This window comes from Treponema sp. OMZ 790, from assembly GCF_024181285.1.
Taxonomy (GTDB): domain Bacteria; phylum Spirochaetota; class Spirochaetia; order Treponematales; family Treponemataceae; genus Treponema_B.
This window is the reverse complement of the sequence record NZ_CP051201.1, coordinates 643,743-666,464: the sequence shown is the minus strand read 5'-3', so window position 1 is coordinate 666,464 and position 22,722 is coordinate 643,743. Positions and strand designations below refer to the sequence as shown.

At 35.7% G+C, this 22,722-nt stretch carries 15 protein-coding genes; 3 read left to right on the top strand and 12 right to left on the bottom strand.

Annotated features, from left to right (window positions below; genetic code table 11):
• Positions 1–6 precede the first annotated feature (6 nt).
• The 3 genes from E4O01_RS03080 to E4O01_RS03070 are packed head-to-tail and all read right to left on the bottom strand — an operon-like array spanning position 7 to position 4,301.
• Entirely contained in the window at positions 7–2,289 is a 2,283-nt protein-coding gene (locus tag E4O01_RS03080; RefSeq protein WP_253694274.1) for a LamG domain-containing protein, read from the bottom strand.
• A 10-nt stretch (positions 2,290–2,299) separates the two neighbouring features.
• A complete protein-coding gene (locus tag E4O01_RS03075; RefSeq protein WP_253694272.1) occupies positions 2,300–3,136 on the bottom strand; it encodes a hypothetical protein in 837 nt (278 codons plus the stop codon).
• Positions 3,137–3,176: 40 nt separating this feature from the next.
• The gene (locus E4O01_RS03070) at positions 3,177–4,301 is read right to left on the bottom strand and encodes a hypothetical protein (RefSeq protein WP_253694270.1); all 1,125 of its coding nucleotides are present in this window, start codon (positions 4,299–4,301) and stop codon (positions 3,177–3,179) included.
• A gap of 104 nt (positions 4,302–4,405) precedes the next feature.
• Between E4O01_RS03070 and pyrF the strand changes: the two genes are divergently transcribed.
• Positions 4,406–5,299: an orotidine-5'-phosphate decarboxylase gene (gene pyrF, locus E4O01_RS03065; RefSeq protein WP_253694267.1), complete on the top strand. Its 894-nt coding sequence runs from the start codon at positions 4,406–4,408 to the stop codon at positions 5,297–5,299.
• Here the strand turns inward: pyrF and E4O01_RS03060 are convergent.
• The 6 genes from E4O01_RS03060 to E4O01_RS03035 are packed head-to-tail and all read right to left on the bottom strand — an operon-like array spanning position 5,289 to position 16,711.
• Positions 5,289–6,188 carry a DUF4340 domain-containing protein gene (locus tag E4O01_RS03060; protein ID WP_253694265.1) on the bottom strand — a complete coding sequence of 300 codons (900 nt, stop codon included), beginning with the start codon at positions 6,186–6,188 and terminating at the stop codon, positions 5,289–5,291. The two genes, pyrF and E4O01_RS03060, sit on opposite strands and share 11 nt — an antisense overlap.
• Positions 6,185–7,672 carry a GldG family protein gene (locus tag E4O01_RS03055; RefSeq protein ID WP_253694263.1) on the bottom strand — a complete coding sequence of 496 codons (1,488 nt, stop codon included), beginning with the start codon at positions 7,670–7,672 and terminating at the stop codon, positions 6,185–6,187. The genes E4O01_RS03060 and E4O01_RS03055 overlap by 4 nt, the downstream gene beginning before the upstream one ends.
• Positions 7,669–8,415, bottom strand: a complete 747-nt coding sequence (locus E4O01_RS03050; protein WP_253694261.1) for an ABC transporter permease — start codon at positions 8,413–8,415, stop codon at positions 7,669–7,671. Before E4O01_RS03050 ends, E4O01_RS03055 begins: the two co-directional genes overlap by 4 nt.
• Entirely contained in the window at positions 8,393–9,178 is a 786-nt protein-coding gene (locus E4O01_RS03045) for an ABC transporter ATP-binding protein (RefSeq protein ID WP_253694259.1), read from the bottom strand. Before E4O01_RS03045 ends, E4O01_RS03050 begins: the two co-directional genes overlap by 23 nt.
• 4 nt (positions 9,179–9,182) lie before the next feature.
• A complete protein-coding gene (locus E4O01_RS03040; RefSeq protein ID WP_253694257.1) occupies positions 9,183–13,784 on the bottom strand; it encodes a SpoIIE family protein phosphatase in 4,602 nt (1,533 codons plus the stop codon).
• Entirely contained in the window at positions 13,781–16,711 is a 2,931-nt protein-coding gene (locus E4O01_RS03035; RefSeq protein ID WP_253694255.1) for a hypothetical protein, read from the bottom strand. Before E4O01_RS03035 ends, E4O01_RS03040 begins: the two co-directional genes overlap by 4 nt.
• A gap of 105 nt (positions 16,712–16,816) precedes the next feature.
• On the opposite strand from E4O01_RS03035, the gene E4O01_RS03030 reads away from it, so the two are divergent.
• Complete coding sequence (locus E4O01_RS03030) at positions 16,817–18,106, top strand: UPF0164 family protein (protein WP_253694253.1); 1,290 nt, start codon at positions 16,817–16,819, stop codon at positions 18,104–18,106.
• A 12-nt stretch (positions 18,107–18,118) separates the two neighbouring features.
• On the opposite strand, the gene E4O01_RS03025 is transcribed toward E4O01_RS03030, so the two are convergent.
• The gene (locus tag E4O01_RS03025) at positions 18,119–20,242 is read right to left on the bottom strand and encodes a DNA topoisomerase IV subunit A (RefSeq protein WP_253694251.1); all 2,124 of its coding nucleotides are present in this window, start codon (positions 20,240–20,242) and stop codon (positions 18,119–18,121) included.
• 185 nt (positions 20,243–20,427) lie between these two features.
• On the opposite strand from E4O01_RS03025, the gene E4O01_RS03020 reads away from it, so the two are divergent.
• Positions 20,428–22,143, top strand: a complete 1,716-nt coding sequence (locus E4O01_RS03020; RefSeq protein WP_253694249.1) for an ATP-binding cassette domain-containing protein — start codon at positions 20,428–20,430, stop codon at positions 22,141–22,143.
• On the opposite strand, the gene E4O01_RS03015 is transcribed toward E4O01_RS03020, so the two are convergent.
• Together E4O01_RS03015 and E4O01_RS03010 are read right to left on the bottom strand one after the other, a co-directional pair.
• Positions 22,127–22,504 (bottom strand): type II toxin-antitoxin system VapC family toxin, encoded by a 378-nt coding sequence (locus tag E4O01_RS03015; protein ID WP_253694248.1) that lies wholly within the window; start codon positions 22,502–22,504, stop codon positions 22,127–22,129. The genes E4O01_RS03020 and E4O01_RS03015 overlap by 17 nt on opposite strands.
• Positions 22,504–22,710, bottom strand: a complete 207-nt coding sequence (locus E4O01_RS03010) for a DUF2281 domain-containing protein (protein ID WP_253694246.1) — start codon at positions 22,708–22,710, stop codon at positions 22,504–22,506. The genes E4O01_RS03015 and E4O01_RS03010 overlap by 1 nt, the downstream gene beginning before the upstream one ends.
• Positions 22,711–22,722: the final 12 nt, after the last annotated feature.

Genomic DNA, 22,722 nt, shown 5'->3' with positions numbered 1-22,722 from the left:
TGGCATCTAGTATGTTTTTTGTATCCAAGGTATAACCGCAGGATGAATCTTATATAATTTGTAAAAAGCTTCGGGTAATCTTTGAGTATTGTACCTCACCTTTATGTAGTTATATACCTCCTTAATCTCATCATCTGTTAAGGCTCTGTTAAATATTATAACCTCTGCAATATCGCCGTAGAAAGGAGATGATTCGTCTGCATGTTTACCTATATAGAGATTTTTAATGCTTCCATTTAATGAAGAACCGCTTGAAGTCCTTGATTTGAAAAAAGGATGATTGGTATTTAAAAAATGCAAAGCATAATCCATTGGACAAGCGCCCGCAGGATGAGGATCCAAAGCATAATCTCTAATTTCCCCGCGATGACCTACAGGATATCCATACGCACGAATATTGCCTGAAGTCGCACCTTGATCTGAAGAATGTACATAGGCAATCGGAGTCTCACCTGTATTATCCTTATCTCCGTTTACAAAAAAATGAAAATTAGGATCCGGATCATTTTTTGAATTATCAAATCTTATTGCTGCAGCATATAAAGGATTTGGATCATTGTCAATATTGTATATCATAGATGAAGCAGGACTCCTGCCTCCGGATAAATAACCGTTTTCGATATAAAACCTTACACTTCTTCTTGGATCGCCCAAACCGTTTTTTGTTAATCCATCTACCGGATCAAAAACGAACTGAGTTGTACCTATATATGGAAAAATGGGTTTTGTTCCATTTGAACCTACAATAGCAACTTGCGTATGATATCTTTTTTCATTTAATTTCGGCCTAAAAATAACAAAACTCGTTGTACCTTCAGCGTTTTCGGTAATCCATTTATCTTCAGATGTTAAAACAGCCATTGCTTCATTATCTGAAAAATTTAACACAGGAAGTTTCTCGGAGTCCGGCCACAAGCCTATTCCATTTTCTTTATAAGTCGGCCCCTTTCCCTTATACTTTATAGCATCAAAATCATGTCCCGAAATATCGGGAAATATCTCAGCTTTGCTATCAGTTAAGTGTTCCTTACCTATCCTGTCAGCTCTTAGCCATAGGGAAAGCCCTGGGATATCCTTAGGTTGTTTAAATCCCGAACCTGTAAGGGATAAAACATATTTTCTTCCAGTATTGTTATCTTTAATGATAATATCATCTTCGGACCACGTATTTGGTTGAGGAGTAAACCTAATTTCAAGCTTGGCTTGATCTCCCGGGTAAACAAGTTCGTTGGGCTGATATTTTTTTTGCAATGTAAACGCCCCCGAAACTAGATTTACATCAATATTTTCAAAACGCAATATTGCCTTACTCATATTTTTAATTCCGATAGATTGAAATTCGGACACAGCGGGTTTATAGCCGAAGTCATAACAATTTTTATCTAATTTATACGGTACTACACAGGAAACATCTTCACCGCTCCTTCTATGCACTATTTCTATCGGCATGATTGGACCGCCGCCGCAGACTGCAACTTTATAAGGATGAGGACTTCTGTCATGCCGTATTATAATATTTCCTTTTTTGTATGTGAGCATGGAAGACTCAGGAAACGTCAATTCAAAATCTCTTGAAGAATTAGCCGAAATAGTTCCGGCGGGCAGTTCGGTATGTCCATCAAAGTTAAAACCGGCAGAATCTGCGGCAGCATCAAGAGAAATATTTTGGATAACAATACGTTCATTACTGTTATTTTTTATTCGGAATTTTCTTGTAACTTGATCACCTTCTTTATATCCAAAGTCAACTCCGGCTCCTCCGTTAGGAAGATTACGTTCAATTTCTGACGGTATGAGAGGAGGATTTGCTGCGATGACTTCGACTATTTGAAGGCCGATGAAATTTCCGCTAAGCTTAATGGAAAAGTTTCTTTTCCGTTTATTAACTTTATAATTGATTGCAAGATCAGTTTCAACAGATCCGACATCAGCAAGTTTATACCGTACCTCAAAACCGGTTCTTTCATAAGGCCCAAGCTTAAATTTAAAAAGCGGATCTCTGATTTCAAATATATCTGTATTTGAAATTTTAGGAAGACCGTCAAACTCTATTTCATGCTCGGTCAAATTTTCAATATGAAGCTCTTCCCATGAACTATGTCCTGCATCACCTATACCAACCAAAGATAAAGTCGAGCCGTTTTTAAATCCTTGCGAAGTAGCATTTTGATATACAATAATAGAATGTTCAGGCGGAAATATAGCTTCTTGAATATCCAAATTCGTTTTTATTCCGCATGATACACACAACAATACCAAAATTGAAGTTAAAATACATAATTTTTTCATATCAAACTCCTTATTTTTTATTAACCAATACAACCGTTATAATAATTACAGTCAAACATACACAAAAAATTGATGCTGCAATTAAAACCATTATGATAATTTTGTTTGTATTTTTCCTGTTTTCCTCAATAATTTCTCTTACATATTCACGAAGTTCTTTGTCTGCCTCGTTTCTGGCAAGTTCAATTTCCAACCGTTTTTTTTCGTACAACTCTCTTTCACTATAACGAATTTTTTCTTGCTCTTTTTCCATCATTTTCATTTTATATAAAAATTCTTTAAAAACTTTTCTTTGCTCTTCAAGGATTTGTATTTTATCGGCTGCAGTCAAAACAGTTCCGGCTGAAGACTTTTGAATTGTTTCTACAGAATTTTTATTCGGTTTGTTTTCGTTTTTAGGAGGTTTAACTTCCACGGAATTAGGTTGAATCCTATTAGAAGAAGCGGCAGGCATTTTTTTAAGTTTAACTATAGCCTTATCAATAGGGCTCTTATAAAGAACTTTGATGGACTCAGGAGCATCAATTAATTTTTGTTCAATATCAATAATTTCTTCCCATTTTTTTTCTGTCTCAAGGTAAGATAGCCATGAACTTACAGCCCTTTTGCAGGTGTCTTCAATATCAATAGGCAATTCCTGATCTTTATAATTACGCAGTACAAAAAGGCTATTGGTAAAAGCCTTATCATACTCTTTTAATAAAAGACTCCGATTGATAGAGTCAATCATTTTTTCCATAAGTTCATTTTGGGTAAAGGCTTGAACCGTAATAATCAAAGAAAAAACAACACAACACACACGTGTATAAGAAAAAATTTTTAAATCGTTTTTTTGTTTACAATTCATTTCAATGATACCTTCATTTCAATGATACCCTCAAGATCGATCACTTGGGAACATGGAATATAGTATTTACATATATATTCGGAATAATATTCCAATCGGCATATTTTTTTGCAGTAAAGGCATATATATCCATATCACCGCCCGCTCTTAAAGACATAATTCGGTTCTTCCAAAATTCATAAGTTATTCCGATATTTGTGTGCATACCAAAACTCATAAAAGGGCTTGTAACTGATATTGGAATCCAGTTAAATTTAAATGTCAAACCCAGTTTTTCGATTGGGTGCCAATCTTCAACACTGATTCCTACAAAAGGACTACTGATTCTTGTATACAACATAGACTGCTGCTCACCGCCGCCCTTGCCGTAATAGTTTATGTAAGTATGACCTGTTGACAAAAAAATAGGGACACCGCCTGCAGCAGCGGTTCCTATTGCAAATCTGGATGCAACAAAAACAGAAAGGTCTTTTCCGGACATCGCTACAGTAAGCCAATTTACATTTAATCCTAATTTTAACAATATATAAGGATGTACAAAGCCTGCATTGAATCCGACCAATACTCCCATATCGGAATTAGTCTTTTTACGCCCAAAAGCTTTATTTGCAAAACTACTGCCGAAAATACTGAATGAAGTACCTAAACTTGCTTCAAGGTAAAAATTTTTTAAGTCAACTTCATGCACGGATTTATACAAAGCTTCTTTGTCCTTCTCTCTTTGCTCTTCTGCAGTTATTCGAGCCTTTTCTTCAGCTTCAGCCTTAGCTTTGGCTTCCGCCTCGGCCTGAATCTGTTTTTTTTGCTCATCAATTTTTCTTTTATTCTTCTGCATCTCCACAATCGAAGAGTATAAATCTTGTGCCTCAACATGATCCTGATTTGATATTAGAATAACCTCGGCAAGATTTTTAGCATAATCCAAATCACCCGAACGAACAGACTGTTTTGCAGTCTCAAGAACTTTTTTTTCAAATTTTGTTTTTTCACCGGAGGGAGCTGAAACTAAAAGTTCACGCACAGCTTTCACATTCTTTGATTTTAAAGCCGTTTCCAACTTAGAAGACAAAGATTGAGCTGAAACTGCAATGCCCAAAGATGCAACTATGGCTATAAAAAAAAGTTTATTTTTCCTCATATGTACATTATAAATCAGAAGTTGCATATCTTCAACCAAAAAATGCATTTTTTAGAGAATTTGTTGATTTTTTTTATAAATTTAGGGCATAATTGACACATTTTCCGTTTTAAGTTAAACTTAGCTCATATATGAACTACATTGAATTATTAAAAACTTCGGCGGAAAGAACTAATAACTGCGCATGTATGGGATTGGACCCGATTATCGAAGCAATACCACAGAAAACCGGGAATCTAAAAGACGATCTTATAAGTTTTTTTAAAGAGCTTTTCGAAAAAATGCAGGAAAAGGATTTGGTTCCTTCAGCCTTTAAACCGAATATCGGATATTATTCGGCGCTGGATAAGCCCAGAAAAAAGGATTTTTTAGGCTCTGAAAGCCTTGCAGAAATTTTATCCTTAATCGAAAAACATTTTCCGGGTATTCCCGTAATCCTTGATTCAAAACGAGGAGACATTGCCCGTTCAAGTTTAAATTATGCCGTTGAAGCATTTGACTGCTGGAAGGCCGATGCCGTAACCGTAAGTCCTTATATGGGAAGCGATTCTATTCTTCCCTTTATTTCGGAAAAATACCTCGATAAGGGAGCGTACATTTTAAACCGTACGAGCAATCCGGGAGCAAAAGATTTTCAAAATCTTAAAACCGTTTCAGACGGAAAAAACGCTCATGAGCTTTATATCGAAGTTGCCGAAAAGATAGCCTCATATGCAAAAGAATTTCCCGGAACGGGAGCCGTTGTCGGGGCAACAGGAATGGAAGAATTAAAGGTCATAGCCGAAATTTATGCAAAAGCCGGGGAAGTTCCGATGCTGATTCCGGGAGTCGGCTCTCAAGGCGGAGATGCAAAAACCGTAATAAGTATTCTTCAAAATGCAGGATGCACCTTATCCCTTATACGGATAAACAGCTCAAGCGGACTTACTCATCCATGGAAAAAAGCACCGGTACCTGAAAACTATTTAGAGCTTTGTATAAACAATATCAAAAAACTGTTAAGCGAAACATCAATTAAAAAATAGAATTTATGATGGAATCGATGCGGCGTTTTGTATATCCGCTTATCACATAGGGCTTTTTTGAAGAAGAGTCAAGCAGGATAAAATCGCCGCCTTCCATCGGTGTAAGCTCGATTTTTATTCTTTCGCCGTTTTCTAAAATTAAACTAAACTCTTCGCTTTCAGAAGTAATTACCGGAAAAGCAGGGAAAATATCGATACATGAAAACTGCCTTAAAAAAGTTTCAAGTTCGTTAAATTCTTTTTCAGTTTTATTTGAGCGGATCGAAAACTTATTGTTTTTTTCGATGCGGCGAATCGAATTATTTTGAAGTTTGTATTTATAAATTTGCAAATCAAGCCAAAAATTATTGTTTACGGTTAAAAACGACGATAGAACATCAGGCATAATAAAAACTTTTGTGCGGGCATCTATGCGGACATAACGATTGATGCCCAACGTGTCTTTTTTTCCAAATATAAATTCACCGATTATGGTTTTGTCGGAACGCAAAAGTTTAAGCCGGGCAGAATGGTCATCATCCAAACCGAAGTTGATATATTGTTTTACATTGTCATCTACAAATCTAAAATTTTGTTTTGTGCTTAAAATCGAAAAAAGTCTATCCACAAGAGGAGTTTTAACCTGATACTCGCCGGCCATTGTCTTTAAAAAAAACTTATCCTTCTTTTTAAAAAGAATCAATTCGTTAAAAACGGGAGGAAGAGAATTGTCTGGAATGGTAAAAATAATTTCATCTATATTTTCAATATTGTTTTTTAAAACAAGAGGAGCATTAAAGACATCTTTTTCTTGTTTTGGAATGCTTATAAAAATCAAAAGCAAAAGCAAAAAAACATTTATAAAAATTAATCCTTTTGTATATTTTTTCAACTTTAAAAAAAAATTCATTTTACCCTCCCCTGCTTTATGAATATATAAACGCCTAAAGCAAAAATAAAAATAGGAAGAAAAATAAGAGAAATCAATCTTGCCTTAAACACAAGATTGAACATTTCATCCCTATCTTCAAATTGTTTAAAAGAAGGAGGCGAATGTTTTTTATTTTTTAATAAAAGAAGATTATCTTTTAAACAGATATATTCTACGCAATTTACCATAAAGTCCATATTGTAAAGAGATGCAGTATAATCGATTGCTTTACTTATCATATATTCATCGCTTATAACCAAAACACGGGACGGCTTTGTCTGTCCTGCAACAATTACTGAAGGCTTAAAAGATGCATCCTGAAATTTTTTAAAATGATTTTCAAGCGGATCAGTACTATAAGACTCAAAAACCGTAAGAGAATTTTTTCCTGTAAATGCAAAAGGAGTTATCGAAGAATTTTTATTTAAATCCGTATCGATTGAAGACGGCCAAAAAGAAACCAACGGGCGGTAAGCCGCAAATATCGGATGATCTTTGTCGATACCGTTTAAAGGAAGTTGAATCCAATAAGGATAATTAATTAATTGAGTTCCTCTATTATCAATCGACGACATCGTAATACGAAAATTATTTATTAAATCAAGAGCCATATTTGCATTTACATAAAACCCGTGATGAGAAAGCACATCCAATAAAAAATCTTTAACCTTGGGTTTTGCTTTCCATGAACCTTTTACATCAACTTTGTTTCCCGAAACAAAAAAAACAGCCCTTCCCTCTTTTTGTAAAAACATATCAATCGCAGCAGCAGAAGAATAATCTATATAATCGGAACCTATAACCAAAAGAGGTAATTCGGCCGGTATATTTAATACGGGAAGTTCTAAAGGCAGTACATTAAAACCTGCATATTCAAGCCAAGGAATTACATAGGAATAATCGTTTTCTAACAAGGCAGGATCTGCGATAAGAGCGATTGTTCCTGATTGAGTATTTCCTATTGCATCATCTCTCATGCTCAAGATAAATCTTGCAAGGTCATACTCCAAAGTGTCGATATCATCTATAAAAGGTATTACCCTGGTCTGTCCCATATATTCAATCATAAGCCCTGAATATAATTTATGCACTATCTTCACGGCATTATCTTGAGCTTCGACTTCACGAGGTATTATTCCTATTTGTTTTACAGCTTCATTTGAAAGGCTCGAAGTATTTTTTACGGAAACGGAAAATTTTTCATTTGAATAAAGGGCGTATTCCAAAAGCATGTCGTTTAAATATTTTAATGACGGGAAAAACAAATCCACATTTGAGCTTTTAAACCACGTTACTTTGGCAGAGCTGTCAAGATTTTTTAAAAGATTTTTTGTATAATTCGATAAAGTATAAGTTTTCCCTTTACTCATATCAAGTCTAAAATATATCTTTGTTGAAATAATCGAAATTAAAACAGCCATCAAAATAAAAAGTAAAAATTGAAATCTATATTCTTTTTTCATTTTGCATCCCTTTGTTTTGTCAAAATAAAAACACTCAATTCAATTCCCAAAGCAATCAAAAGAAAATAAAAAAATATATCTGCGGAATCAAAAAGACCTCTTGCAGCAGAATCAAAGTGTGAGCTAAAAGAAAGATAAGAGATAATTTTATGCAAAAATAAAGAAAAATTTAAATTTTTTGTTATCGGATAAATAAAAGTAAAAAACAACACCGTTAAAAATGAAAACAAAAAATTAATTTCGGTTCTCGGCGATAATGCTGCCAAAGCTGACGAGAATGAAATTATGCCTGCACCAAACAAAAAAATAGAAAAATATGAAACTATAAAAGCTCCAACATCCAAGTAAATTAACGGGAATACGGATAAAGGAATTATTATGCTAAAGCCTATCATTATCAGCCAAATAAAAATAAGACTCACATATTTTCCTAAAACTATATAACGAATTGGAACAGGCAATGAAAATAAAAACTTATCGGTAAATTGTTTTTTTTCATCACTCCATAGGCTCATAGTAAGCATTGGAATTATAATACAAAATAAAAACGGCATATTCAGGAAAAAAGTTTTTAGGTCCGACAATCCTGCATTAAACCATGAATCGGTTCCGATAAAGCCAAAAGCTGCACCCAATATAAAAAAAAGAGAAGAAGCATAAAAGGTAGAACTTTTATACATCATCTTAAATTCTTTTTTTGCAATACAAAAAATAATATTCTTATTCGGTTTTTCTAAATTCATTTTTATTTATCCCTGCAAAAAATTCAAAAGCTTTTTCTAACACGGTGTAATTAACATTATCATCAAACTCACATCCAGCTTCTTCCAATTGAGCTTTTATTTCTAAAAGATTTCCCAAAGCTATTATCTCTCCCTTATTGAGCAAGATATGATTGGAACAAATCTCTGCGGCCTGTCTTAAATCATGAGTACATATCAAAATAGTTTTTTCTTTTGCAATATGTAAAATCTTTTTTTCAAAATCTTTTACTTGAACGGAGTCAAAACCTGAAGCAGGCTCGTCCAAAATAATTAACGGAGGATTATGCAAAACAGCTTGAGCAAGTCCTACACGCTGTTTAAAACCTTTTGACAAACCTCGGATTAAGCGGTCTTTAATCTCATAAATTTCACAAAAATTCATTACTTCGTTTACATCATTATCTAATTGCTCTTTTTTTATTCCGTGCATTTGTCCTGCAAAACATAAAAACTCATAAACACTCAAACCTGCATAAAGAGGATTTTGTTCGTATAGGATACCTAAACGTTTTTTAGCTTCAATGTTTTCGGTTAAAATGGAATATGAATCTATAAAAGCATCTCCTTCATCGGGAGTGTAGTAACCTGAAATACAGTTTATGATACTGCTCTTACCGGCTCCGTTTAAACCTAAAAGAGAAGTTATTTCTCCCGTTCTCAGCTCAAACGAAATATCCTTACAACCTATGATTTTATTTTTGTTGCTTCCGTAGTATTTGGTTAAATTTTGTACTTTAAGCATAATCTTATTTTTTCTTAATACCCAAAATAGTTAAATCGTCATATTGAGGATCTTCTTTAACGTTTGTATAGTAAAGATATTCATTATAGTTTGCATTCGGAATGCGGTTTCCGCAATATGTTTGATATTGTCTAAAATGTTTGTTTAAGAATAGGTCTATTTTTTTATCCACTTGAACAATATCGCGTTCAGTAGCTTTAGGATCTTGATACATGCGGAATATTTTTTCTACAGAAACAAGTCCTAAAACGGCATCTTCAATTGTTCCTTCAAGATTTGTAAAATCAAAGTCAAACGGTTCATCTTCAATAGGATTATGCCATTTTTTTAAGCTAAAAGATCTTCGGGCAAAAATATTTTCGATAATTTCGCATACGCGGGGTTTACCCAATTCTTCTCCATCTTGACCGACACTGTGAGTTTCATGTTCGGCATCTTTTTCAAGGCCGGGTTCTTCGCATAAAACGGGCTGCAAGTTGGAATCTCTAAACAAACGTTTTGCTTCTTCAATACCGTCAGTGTATAGGAACAAAACGTCTCCGGGATTAAGTTTTACGGTTTCAACTTTAAACCCGCCTTTCATATCTATCATAAACGTCGGGAAAACACCTGCAGCCGAAACTTCGGTCAAGATTACTTCTTTCATTTTTTTTGAAGCGGCATCATAAATATTTATAACGTTATCTCCGGCATTACAAAAATGTACATCACCCGTTATAGAATCCATAATACAAAGAGTAAAGGCCGCAAAACGTCCCTTAAATCCGCGGGACTCTATTAAATCGTTTATGCGGGATACAACGAGATCTATTTTTAAACCGTGAGTTTTATATTTCCACTCTCTAAAATAATCCAAGAAAAGAGTTGCGACCTCAACCATGATAAGAGCAGCCGGAACTCCTTTACCTGCAACGTCGCATTTTATAATTGCATAATATCTATCATCCAATTTTATATAATCAAAATAGTCTCCCGATACACCGCGGGCACCTTCATAGTAGCCGAAGAATTCTACATTATCATCTATGGTTTTACCGCATGTAAGTTTTCTTCCTGCTTCATCTACGTCAAGAGGCAAAAACATTTTTTGAATTTCTTTACCCATTGTCAAATCTTTTGAGGCAGCAGCAGCTTCTACAAGACCGTTTGTCATCGCATTTATGGTAGTACCTAAAACACCTATCTCATCTTTAGTTTTAAGTTTAACATCTTTACCCGCAAGCAATTCTTTGTCATCGGTTGCAGCAATCATTGAAACGTGTTCAACAAGCTTTTTAATAGGAGCGGTAATAATTGAAGACAAAATATAGGCTCCGAGAATACCGGCTATAAGAGAACCAAGAGAAATGAAGAAAATAATTTTATATAGAGCAAAGGTTGCTTCATCAATTTGTTCGATTAAACCTTTTGTCGAAACCTGAATATAAACCATTCCGTGAATAAAATTAGTTCTATCACCTGTCTGTCTGTAAAGAATCGGCTTATAAAAAAGATAGCTGGTAACATCCCTTGAAAGTTTTTTTGAATTAAATTCGGGATAAGAGCCTGAACCCTTTACACTCAAATTGTTCAATTCCAAATTAAGTTTTGTTTCCATTTGATTGATGGCAGCTTGAATTTCATTTCGGCGTTCTACCGATTTTCTATCAGTATTCAAAGCTATTCCTATAGCCGTATTTGTCAAAGACTGAATTTCATCTGAAAGCTCTCCAACACTGGCCCTTGCTTCTTGATCAATTTTATCCAGCTTTTTATAAACATCTTCCATCTGAGCCAAAGACAATTCTGATTGTCCGACAACAAATTCGGGTGTATCTATTTTAGATGTAATGTCATCATCATTGGATGCCCAAACAAAATTATAACCTACTTTTTTGTTGTCGATATGAACTCCGGTTATAGTCGCAAACGTAGCTTCTTTAAGAGCACCAATCTGTGAAGGCAAAAAACCTAATTCCAATACGTTTTTTGAAGGGAGATAAGCCTTTGCACCCGAATTTAAACTTTCAAGCAAAACCTGAGTATTGGATGCCAAGCCTTCGGCCAACAGTCTTTCCTGAGTTTCAGAAAACCTAAATCCCAAAGTAAGAGCCAAGGTTAAAATAACCGACAGTATCAAAGTTGTTGTAAATAAAATAAACTTTAATCTTAATCCAACGCCTTTAACTTTTAATGCAGATACCCTTTTTTCTTTTCTCAATGTCATAACACCTCCGCTCAATAAAACCGTTACCTCATTTTTTATTTTTACAGCCTCTTTTATAGAATGAATAACTCCCGATATCGACAAAATCATAATCAATAAAATAAATAAGGCTAAAAAGATAATTAAAAAATAATCCGAAAAATCGTGATCAACGGACGACAAAAGCCAATTATATGTGTACGTCTCTCCGTAGTCGCCCAGCTTAATATTTCCTATATTGTCAAAAGATATAACCTTGTCTGCAAAATAAGTTCCGCGGCCGGAATGCATCAAGCCTACATAATATTGACCGGGTTCAACATAATCTATTTTTACATTCGATATAAGTTTATCGTTTACAATAGAAAAATTTTCTTTTTCGATAGTTAAATCATAAGGAGGATTCCCGTCAGAGTCAACATATAATGAAGTAATCTCACCGCCTTCGGCAAATCCCTTACCTACAACGGTCATCGAAATAACACCGTCCAAACCTTGAACCGTATTTATATCGGAAACATACGTATAGGGAATATATTTATTTAAAGCAAAATACTTTACCGCAGGAAGACCGATATTACCGAAGGCATCTACCGCAGAAACAGTCAAAGCATAAAGACCGTTTTCGTAATTTGAAAATTCTCTTTTGTTTGAAGAAGATGTAATTTTTGAAGTATTTAAATCAATCTTTAAATTATTGGATAGAATTTTTTGTACGGCATCATCATCAATAAAAGAAGGCGACGCCTTTTTTAGATATGAAATAAATTTATCTGCTGAGCCTATATAAGAAAGATTCCATATATATCCGTCTATAGCCGTTTCAGGTTTTCCCGATATATCATACTCCGGAGGATTCCACTTGATACTAAAAGTATTCGATTTTAAAAAACCGTTTTTATCTAAAGCCAAAAGCTCAAATTTAGGAGCCAAGGGAGGAATTATATCTCTTTCATAAGAAACCGTAGTCATATCCGACCAGTTTCCCGCATAGTCACAAACCCTTACTCCCAAATACCACAAACCGTCTTCATCAGGTTCATATATCAAAACAGATTCGTTCGCTAATTTTTGAATTACAGGCCGAACAGATTCCGGCGGCGAATCTTTAGACCATTCATACGAATATCCGGCTATACCCGATGAATCATTAGGAAATTTGATTTTCATTGTAATTTTTTGTTTGCCGCCGGCAGTTTTTGAATCAAAATCGAACGGCTGTAACTGAGCTTTTGCAACTTCGTGGTCGGGTTCAATATGCATTATTTTAGCAGAACGAATTCCTTCCTGCCATAAAATGTGAAGATTGCCGTCAACAAAAAAAGGGTTTACAAAAAGCAATGAACCGTTTATGGACGTAACGGTATCTATCATCCAATCACCGTCTTTTTTGGATGCAATAAAAATCGAAGCCTTGCCGTTATAATCTTCAGACCAAGAAATAAGAGGCTGCTTATTATAAGATATTATTTTAGGACTGAATACGATTCCGTTTTGAGAAGGAAGAACATCAATACTTGAGGCGAGTTTTCCCTTATTATTTAAAACAGCAAAGGCCGTAGAATTTTTTTCACTGCGGTAAGGAGTTTTTTCCCACACAAGAAAAACGGATCTTTCCGAGGGAATATACGATACATGAGGCCTTTGATCATTAAAACTAAAATCATCGGTTAACCTTACGGGCTCAGACCATGAGCTTCCGCCGTCGGAAGAAAAAGATGAAAAAAGATGATAGGCTTGTCTATTTTCATTTTTGTCCAAGGCTTGAAAAACCAATACATCATTTCTCGCTGCGGCACTATGAGCCGGAAGAAAAACTCTATCTATTTTTTTTGCAAAATTAAATTCCGAAAAAGGAGCCCAAGTTAATCCGTCTGAAGATGAAGATGAAAATATTGAAAATTTTTCATTTGCACCGTGAGACACAAACATGAGGAACTTACCGTTTGAAGCAACAGATAATTGCGGAGAAAGCAAATCGTATATTTGTGTGGTAATATTTTTAACCGCATAAGTTTTACCGTAATCGGTACTTTTTAAAATGGTAATGGTATTACGGTTTTTTACCAATGCTATTAAAATAGTATCGTCATTTCCTACAGCAATCGAAGCAATTGACGGAATGTCCGCAGTATACGGAATCGGCGGAATTATTCTTTCGTTTATTGTCCATTTTTTATTTACATATACACCGGCAGAAATATAAATTAAACCTTCACTGTCTGACGATTTTACAACTTCTTCCCAAACAGATGCAGAAATATCTTTATTTGAAGCGGATTTTAAAAAATGTCCGTTTCGGCCGCTTATGACTGAAGGATTTTCCCAATAAAATTCCTTTGCCGATAAAGAGCATATAAAAAAGAAAAATATCAACAATACATTTAAAAATCTTTTCATGCTTTTATTTCCGTTAATCATAATAATGCATCTATCCTCTTTTTTAATTCTCTAACCTTTGCAGAATTTCTTGCATTCGGGCTTTGCATAAGCTGTTCCACCAATGCGGCAGCTATAACTTTATTTCCTTTTTGCAATTCCGAAACAGCCTGCTGATATTTTGTTTCATCGGCAGCCGATAGAACAACAGCAGCGGCGCCGCCCATGCTCATTTGGATTGAATCCTTAAGCCGTATTGCAGTAATATTTTGCGGATCCAATTTAATAGCCGTATCCAACTGCTGAACAGCTATCGGGAATGCAATTTTATCGCCTGCCCTGTATATAGCCTGCGCGGATTTTGTAAGATCAGCAGCCTCAGCAATTGCTTTATAGTTAGGAGGCGGCAATTTAAGCCCCAGATAAATTTCAATCTCGTCTTTTAATTCTATAAGCCCCGGAAAGTTTTTATCTATACTGTACAAATCCAATAAGTCGCTATAAGACTTTTGAGAATTACGTTTGTACTCAGCTCTGATAGTTTGCACCTTCCGCCTAAATTGACCTGTAAAGTTTGCAGGATCCACCAATTTATCTATTTTTAAATTAAGCTGACCTGCAATTTCGTTATATGGGAATATCAACAATACTTGACGAGTATTTTCTTTAGCTTGTTTTAAATTATTCAATGCCGAAGAACGCTGTCCTGATTTAATTTTTTGTGCAGCATCCAAATAAAGTTGATTTGCATTATTTAAAAGCTGAATCATTTGAGGATAAAGAGGAGCCGATACCGGGATAGTTCTTCCGGTTTTTAACGTGCCGGCAGTATTTACAATGCCCAGCCAGTTTTCAACTTCTTCGTTAGGATCAACATGAGTTACAGCCCATCGGTTGCGGGCAGCAATCAATGTTTCTTCAGCTCTTCTAAAATCGGTATTAAAATAATCCTTTTTTGCTTTTTCCAAATATTCACGAACATCCCGAACAACTACAGCGTTTTCGGCATCATTTATTTCTTTGCCTAACTTATCGAGTCTTTCATCAGTCATCTGCCTATATTCAGGATTTTCTTCAAGATAGAGAGCATCATTTGTTCTCGTTCTGGATAACTCGATACTTCGTCTTGCAGCAGAAAAATTACCGGCCTTTAAATTCTTTTTTGCTTCTTCAAATCTCAAATCGGCCTCATTTTTTGCCAACTGTATTTTCAACATGGTCGATTCCGTTTGGGCCAAATCTGAATCGATAATCTTAGAAAGATTTTCAAAAGAATTAATTGTCTTTTCAATCCCTTTTTTATTTTCTGCAAAGGTTCTAGCCGATGCATCTATTAAAACATCAAGTTCTTTAACAAAATTTTTTAAAATACGAAGATCCAAATTTATAATCTGCCGTAAAACCAATAACTCTTGCCTTGCTGCGTCAGGAGACATCTTATCCGAACCTTGCTTAGTATTTCGAAAAGTGTCATGTCTTTGCACAGCTTCAGCAAGGGCTTTTTTACCCGACGTATTGTTTATGATTGCAAGACCTTCATAACAAATAACACGGCTTTGATTTAAATTATTTAAAAATAAATTCTGCTTCGACTGTAAACTTTCTTGTTCTTTGGCAAGATCGTTTGCACCATGCGGAACTGTAGACTCGGATAATTTTTTAACGGAGTCAACCAGAGAATCCAGCTCTTTAATTTCGGCCTTTAATTTCTTTATCCGGGGATTTTCGCTATTGCGCAATTCATCAGCACTGCCCGCATAGATAGGCGTAACCGGTTCTATGGTTTTTCTAAGGCTTAAAAAACTGCTGTAATGTTTTTTTGTAGACGATATTATTTTATTAAGCTCGCTTAAAGAAGCTCTCTTTTTGTCTTGTGTATCCGCAGTTTTAAAAAACCTTGAATTGGAACGGGTATTGATTAGAGAATAAATTTCTATCAAGCTATTTAAATGAAAATCGATTAAAGAAATATTTTTTTCGATCGGTATATCTTTCTCAAAATTGAATGTATCGCAAGCTTCAAACCACAACCTTTTGATTTCCTGCCAATGACTGTCGGCTAAGGAATATAAAGGCTCATGCACTCCGGCTTCCATGGCGCCTTCAATACCTTCATACTCTTTTGCAGAGTCTCTTCCCATCGTTAAGCGGTAAGCAAAGGGTAAAATAGTTTCTTGAGCCTCGGCCTCTTTTTTTATCTCGCTTAAATAAATCCGTTTCAGAACGGAACCGAGCCGGGCCGTAGAGCCTGTAATACTTCGAAGCTGTGAGGAAGAGTCTTTTAAATTGCTCAATTCTTTTTCAAGAGTAGTTACTGAAGATGAACCGAGTTTACTTCTATATTTTTTTACGTCCGCCATAAATGCGGCATAAGAGGATTCGTACCTTTTGGCTTCGGCTTTAACCGCATCAAGATCGTTTTTTAAAATATTATTTATGCGGCTTCCTTCATTTTCATTTACGGTATCACCGTCATACATCGAAAAGCCTTTTATAAAAGTTCCGGCGGCATCATTATATTTTTGTTCTTTTATTAAGGCAATACCTTCATTCATAATGTCGTTAAATTTTATACGGTAAATTGCATAAAATGAAGAAACCTTTACCTTTTCCAAAAATTCTTTTAGCAGAGGATCTATATCGGCTTCAATGGCTTCCATTTTGTCGATTATGGCGATTCGTTTTAAATTGTTGTTGGGGTCCGTTTTTAAAAGTTCTATAAGTTGATGAAAAGTTTCTTGAAATTCAGCCTGATTTTTCATTGTTTTTCGGGCAAGACTTATCCCGCTTTCCATAGATTCAGGCTTTTTTTCCATAACTTGGACTATATCTTCCAAAGCCGCAGTATTTTCGGAAGATTCCAAAAGTTTTATGGCAGCTGCATAATCAACTTCAGCCGAACCTTTTGCAAAGGCTGTAATAGAGAGAAAACAGATTAAAATGATCAAACTAAACCGTTTTTTATTCAATTTAAAAAACCCTATATCAATTTTCGGCCTTTTAGAGTTTTTTTTAACAAAAAACTCTAAAAACTGCTTAAAAAAAAACCGAAATTCATATATAATAGTATAAATATGAAGCGAATTATTCAAGCCGTTTGCATAGTTATTTTTCTCATTTCTTCAAAAATAAGCCTTTTTTGTGCAGATATTTCAAATTCTTACGGAGGCGTATCGTCAGCTTTTGATATTTTTACCCAAAAGTTTGAAGGAGAAACAGCTTTTAGGTCTCTTTTGATTCCGTCGGGAGGCCGCTTTGAAGGATTAAACGGAAGTTTTACTGCACTTTCAAACGATATAAGCTTTTTTGATGCCAATCCTGCTGCAAGTGCACTTTTAAAAGAAACAGAAATAAACGTCCTTCATAACAGCTGGATAGCCGATTCCAAGCTGGAAACCATAGGTTATACGCAAAGAAAGAACCACCTCGGATGGGGAACATCCTTAAGATGTTTCTACATTCCCTTTACCGAGTACGGACATCTCGGACAAAAAAAGGCATCCGGCTATTACAGCGAAACGTTTTTGACTGCAAATATAGCTTATAATTTTCTTGCAGGTTATGATTTTAAAGGTTTAAGCATTGGAGGAAGTATAAAAACGGGAATAAGATCCATGCCTCCATTTTCAGGACAGGGAGAAGCGGCAGATTTGGAATATCCCGAAAAACAAAATCAAAATGCTTCACGTCAAAACGGATATGCAGTCCTAGGCGACTTCGGAATAATGATAAGGGCAAACGTATCAAAAATCTTTTACAGCAATGAGCCCAATTTTTACTTCGGCTTAAGTTTAAAGAATTTCGGGACTCCTATAAAAGGAGAACTACCTCCTTCTTATATCTCCTTGGGCTTTGCATACAGACCCGTATCCTTTTTTCTATTTGAAGTGGATGTAAATCAAGGAATAAATGTCGCAAATATAAAGCGTTCCGGGCTTCCATACGGAAATATGGGGATGATGTTTTCGATTACCAAATATTTTAATCTTTTAACCGGTTTCGGAATCAAGGGTGGTAATCCCCGTTTTACCCTGGGAGGAGAAGTAAATCTCTCAAACATACAAATTTCAGCGAACTATACTCTGGACTTGTCAAGTCAGGTTACAAATATCAGCCGTATAAGTATAGGTGTAAAATTTCTTTTGGGTCAGGATAAAAGAGATCAAAAACAAAATACGATAGAAAAACTATATATTCAGGGGCTAAAAGAATACAACAGCAAAAACTATCAGCGTGCCATAGAAATTTGGCAGGAAATTCTAAGTCTAGATAAGCGTTACGACCCTGCAATAGAAGGTATAGCCAGAGCCGAACAACAGCTTAAACTTTTAGAAGAAATCAAAAAAATCCTACTCCTCGATTAAAACCTATTTATCTTAGACCTTTTTCTTCCCTGTTTTTGAAGTTTTTTTAGCCTCGCCGGACTTCTCTTTTTTGCCGGTCTTGGATGCTGTTCCAGCCTTAGGCTTTTTTACGGCTTCTTTTTTCTCCTTTATGGAAGCGTCTTTCTTAACAGCCTTTTTTGTTTCGGCCTTTTTCACGGATGTTTCAGTTTTTTTTTCTTGAGCCTTTTTAATCAGGGATTTTTTTTCTGTCAATTCTTCGGCAGAAAGAGCCTCTCGTACCGAAAGGCGCACGCCCTGAGCTTTTAAGCCCTTCTCGGCAAAGGAATCGGCCTTAAATTCTTCTTCTATTTTTTTGACTCTTGGTTTAGGAGCATAATTAAGCTTAAAAGAAAATTTAGGCTTTGTACTTGCAAAAAGCACCTCGGTATTATCGGGAGCAAAAAGATAGTCTCTGTTTAGGATGTAGCCTTCTACCCTCGCCCTCTTTATATAGGCGTACTTTGTCTTGGAATCGCGGTAAATTACCGTAAAAAGAACCTTCGAAAGTTCTTCTTTTTCGGCAAAACCGCAGTACCACATTCCCGTATCGACAAAGACGCGGTCAGGCACATCCATGACGGTATAAACCCCGCTCTTCCTCAAAATAAAGATGCGGTCATAAGGGCTGACACGCAAAATCTCTTTTCCTGTAGTAACGGAGGTGCCGAGATAGCCTGTTTCTTCATCATAGCGGAGAGCGGTGTCCCTTGTTACGGCTTCTTTTACGTCAATCTTTGTAAAGCCTGTAATCTCGGTCTTACGTTTAAATTCCTCTGCCGTAAGTTTGGCCGCAATTCCGTCCAAAACCGAAATTGCATAGCCTTTTAAGTTCTTCAATAGTTTGGCAATTTCCTTTAAGCGGTTATTTATCTCCCTAACCTCTTCACGGTTTTTATTTATATCGTAAAGAGAGATGCGGCGGATGGGGATTTTAAGCAATTTATCGACATCATCTTCGGTTACCTCGCGGATTAATTCCTTTTTAAATGGAACAAAGCCCTTGATAACCGCATTGATAACTCCTTCGGCCGTCTTCATCGTTTCAATCTTTTTGTATATGCGTTCTTCTATAAAAATGCGCTCAAGGGTGCGCAGATGGAGGCGGTCGGTCAGCATGGCTTTTTCGTATTCAAGCTCATCCTTTAAAATCTGCACCAGCTGTTTGGCGTGATATTTTATTATATCGGTTACGGTAATTTGAACGGGAAGATTGTCCTTTATGACCAAGAGGTTACAGGGAATCGACTGCTCGCATTCGGTAAAGGCATAAAGGGTGTCCACTACATCGGCCGAGTAAACCCCTCTGGGGAGCTTTAACTCAATCTCGACCTTTTCGCCTGTGTAGTCGCTTATTTCGGAAATCTTAACCTTTCCAGCCTTTGAAGCGGTCTCTATGGAGTTAATCATGCTTTCGGTAGTGCTGCCGAAGGGGAGTTCCCTTATTACTATTCTCTTCTCGTCGGAGGTGTCGAGCTTGGCCCTAACCAAGACCTTGCCCAAGCCGTCCTCGTATTCCGAAACGTCGATCAAGCCTCCCGTGGGAAAGTCCGGGAAAAGAGCAAAGGATTTTCCGCTTAAAAAAGCTTTTTCTGCTTCTATTATTTCGAGAATATTATGGGGCAAAATCTTTGTGGACATACCTACGGCAATACCCTCGGCTCCAATCGCAAGCACTACGGGGAGCTTGGCCCTAAAGGCTAAGGGCTCCTTGTTTCTTCCGTCATAGGAAACGGTATAATCGGTTATATGGGGATTATAAAAGATGGTCTTTGCAAATTCGTTTACGCGGCACTCTATGTATCGTGGAGCGGATGCCTCATCGCCTGTAAAAATATTTCCGAAGTTCCCTTGAGTATCTATAAAAAGTTCTTTTGAGGCTAGAACCACGAGGGCGTTTCCTATGGAAGCATCACCGTGAGGGTGGTACTTCATACAATGCCCGATAACGTTTGCCACCTTGTGAAACTTCCCGTCATCCATCTCAAAAAGAGAATGTAAAATTCGCCTTTGAACGGGCTTTAGGCCGTCCTCAAGGTCGGGGATGGCCCTGTCGCGGATAACATAACTTGCATATTCCAAAAAATTCTTATTAAAAAGACTTTCAATATAATCCATCTTTTTCCTCAAAAAAAAGTATTTTAAGATGATACACTAAAAGTAAAAATTTGTCTACAAGAGCGGAAGCTGTCAATAAACCAACAAAGTATATGTAATTTTTAACTGTCTTCCATTAAAACGTCTTTACGGGTATAATGCTTTTTGATATCGGCCGTACAAAGAGCGTATAAAGGGAGAAATACATGAAACTATTTTTTAAATACTGCAAAGAAATTTGGAAAGAAAACAAGGCCTTAGTTTCCCTTATCTATTTTTTTACCATTCTTCTTGCCTGCATTGAAATAACCCTCCCCCTCCTTTTTAAATTTTTCATCGATAAAACGAGAGAAGGAATAGGGGGCGGAGCCTTTGCCCTATATATTTTTTTATATACATGCTGTTTATTGGCAGGAAACTTTTTAAATGTTTTTTGGTATCAATTATTGGACAAGGCAGGCGGAATAATCTTATTACGGGTACGGAATAAGATTTTTAAGAGCATAGCAAATGCTCCTTTTCAAAAAATAAGCAATACAGGAAGAGAAAAGATTAAAAATATTTTATTTAATGATACCATGAGTGTTTTCTCAAGCCTCACCCTTTTCGGAATCCGCATCTTCTCAAATCTTTTAATGCTTTCCCTATTTTTAATTTTTATTTCAGCCTTAAATCCTGTCTTGGGAGCTTTACTCCTTCTTATGTCGGGAGCAGGCTTTTTAATTTCTTTAGCGGCAAGAAAAACCATAAAAAAGAATTCGCAAAATGTAAATACAGAACTAAAAAAAACTAACGCCCTTACAAACTACTTTATTGATTCGATAGAACTCTTTAAAACAAACGATTTGGAAGGCTACATTGAAGAAAAACATGAAAAACTGCTTAAAAATTTTATCAAGATTGCCCGTAAGAATGATTTTATCCAAGTCTTTTTAAAAAATCTTTTGACAAACATCAACATGGTTTTTACCCTCCTCGCCCTATCCTTGGTTATAGTTTTAAGTAAAAATACTTCAACAGGAGACTTATTGTTTTTGTTTTTTATCTCGAACATGATATTTTCTTTCAGCACCCAGACCGAGCAACTGATATCGTCCTTTTATGCAAATCTCCCTGCATTTGAGCACATAGAAGAAATACTAAAACTCGGCAAAAAAGATTCGGAAGAAAAATTTTTAAAATGGGAAACATTGCAATCCCTTGCATTCGAAAATTTTTCCTTTTGCTATAATCAGGATAATGATGAAAAACCAAAAACCGCACAAATGCCTGAACCTTTATTAAATAATTTCAATATGACTTTTTATCCGGGAGACAGAGTGAGAATCTGCGGCAAAAACGGAAGCGGAAAGTCCTCTCTTTTAAAACTCTTGGCAGGTCTTCTTGAAGCTTCAAGCGGTTCGATCCTCATCAACGGGAAAAATATAAAGGAATACTCATCTCAATTTAAAAAGAACAAAATTCTTTATATAAGTCAGGATGAGTTCATTTTAAATGAAACAACCGAAAATTATTTTGAAGTCATGAAAACGGGCCTTACAGCGAAAGATATCACAAGCTTTTTAAAGACATGGGATTTTTCAAAAACAAAAACCGATGAAGATCTTTTAAATTTTATCCTCGAAGACAATGCAAAAAATATTTCAGGCGGCATGAGAAAAAAACTCCTCGCCCTAAAACTTTTTGCCCGTGCAAAGGAAGCCGATATCATACTCATAGACGAAATAGAAGCCGGAATGGATGTAGAAACCGTTAAGCGCTACCGCAGCGAAAGAAACAAGCTTTTAGGAAGTTCTCAAGAAAAGATAATTTTTGAAATTGCCCACACCGAAGATGAAGACGATTTTTTCACCCGCCTTCTTAAAATCGGTTCAGGGAAAGATATTAAATTAATAGACTGCATGACTACCACACAGTTTTAACAGGATAATGAGGAATATTTATATCTTTTGTAATAAGAATAAGATTTTCAATTATAGACTGTGCAATAATTAGACGATCAAAAGGATCACTATGTATATTTGGAAGCTCTATTATTTTATCCAGATGTTTTGCTTTAATTTGTATAAGTGAAATATCTTTTTCATAACATAAAGCTTCAATCTCCGAAATGGAAGAATCCAAATCAAGTTTCCCTATAGTCTTCTTAATTGCTATTTCCCATAGTGAAACAATACTAAAAAAAATTTTACCCTCTGTGGTTATTATCTCAAGAGCTCTCTTTGACAATTTAGGAGAATCATTTAAGAACCATAACAGGGTATGTGTATCGAGCAAATACATTAAATATATCCTTCAAAACATTCAGGCGTTTTATCAAAATCATCCGACATATAAAAAGAGCCTTTCAAACCACCGGGGGTTCTATAGACAGTTTTCTTTTTATTCGCATTATTTTTATATAACAAGAAATTAATATAATCAAAGACAGATTGTTGTTGTTCGATAGTCAGATTATTCATTTTCTTTTCTAAGGAAGCATAAGACATAAAATCCCTCCG

What these genes read in the sequence shown, in the direction of transcription:
- E4O01_RS03075 (WP_253694272.1), bottom strand. Translation starts at nt 3,136, where the DNA reads ATGAATTGTAAACAAAAAAACGATTTAAAAATTTTTTCTTATACACGT.
- E4O01_RS03055 (WP_253694263.1), bottom strand. Translation starts at nt 7,672, where the DNA reads ATGAAAAAAGAATATAGATTTCAATTTTTACTTTTTATTTTGATGGCT.
- E4O01_RS03060 (WP_253694265.1), bottom strand. Translation starts at nt 6,188, where the DNA reads ATGAATTTTTTTTTAAAGTTGAAAAAATATACAAAAGGATTAATTTTT.
- E4O01_RS03020 (WP_253694249.1), top strand. Translation starts at nt 20,428, where the DNA reads ATGAAACTATTTTTTAAATACTGCAAAGAAATTTGGAAAGAAAACAAG.
- E4O01_RS03050 (WP_253694261.1), bottom strand. Translation starts at nt 8,415, where the DNA reads ATGAATTTAGAAAAACCGAATAAGAATATTATTTTTTGTATTGCAAAA.
- E4O01_RS03080 (WP_253694274.1), bottom strand. Translation starts at nt 2,289, where the DNA reads ATGAAAAAATTATGTATTTTAACTTCAATTTTGGTATTGTTGTGTGTA.
- E4O01_RS03045 (WP_253694259.1), bottom strand. Translation starts at nt 9,178, where the DNA reads ATGCTTAAAGTACAAAATTTAACCAAATACTACGGAAGCAACAAAAAT.
- E4O01_RS03070 (WP_253694270.1), bottom strand. Translation starts at nt 4,301, where the DNA reads ATGCAACTTCTGATTTATAATGTACATATGAGGAAAAATAAACTTTTT.
- E4O01_RS03010 (WP_253694246.1), bottom strand. Translation starts at nt 22,710, where the DNA reads ATGTCTTATGCTTCCTTAGAAAAGAAAATGAATAATCTGACTATCGAA.
- E4O01_RS03030 (WP_253694253.1), top strand. Translation starts at nt 16,817, where the DNA reads ATGAAGCGAATTATTCAAGCCGTTTGCATAGTTATTTTTCTCATTTCT.
- pyrF (WP_253694267.1), top strand. Translation starts at nt 4,406, where the DNA reads ATGAACTACATTGAATTATTAAAAACTTCGGCGGAAAGAACTAATAAC.
- E4O01_RS03040 (WP_253694257.1), bottom strand. Translation starts at nt 13,784, where the DNA reads ATGATTAACGGAAATAAAAGCATGAAAAGATTTTTAAATGTATTGTTG.
- E4O01_RS03025 (WP_253694251.1), bottom strand. Translation starts at nt 20,242, where the DNA reads ATGGATTATATTGAAAGTCTTTTTAATAAGAATTTTTTGGAATATGCA.
- E4O01_RS03015 (WP_253694248.1), bottom strand. Translation starts at nt 22,504, where the DNA reads ATGTATTTGCTCGATACACATACCCTGTTATGGTTCTTAAATGATTCT.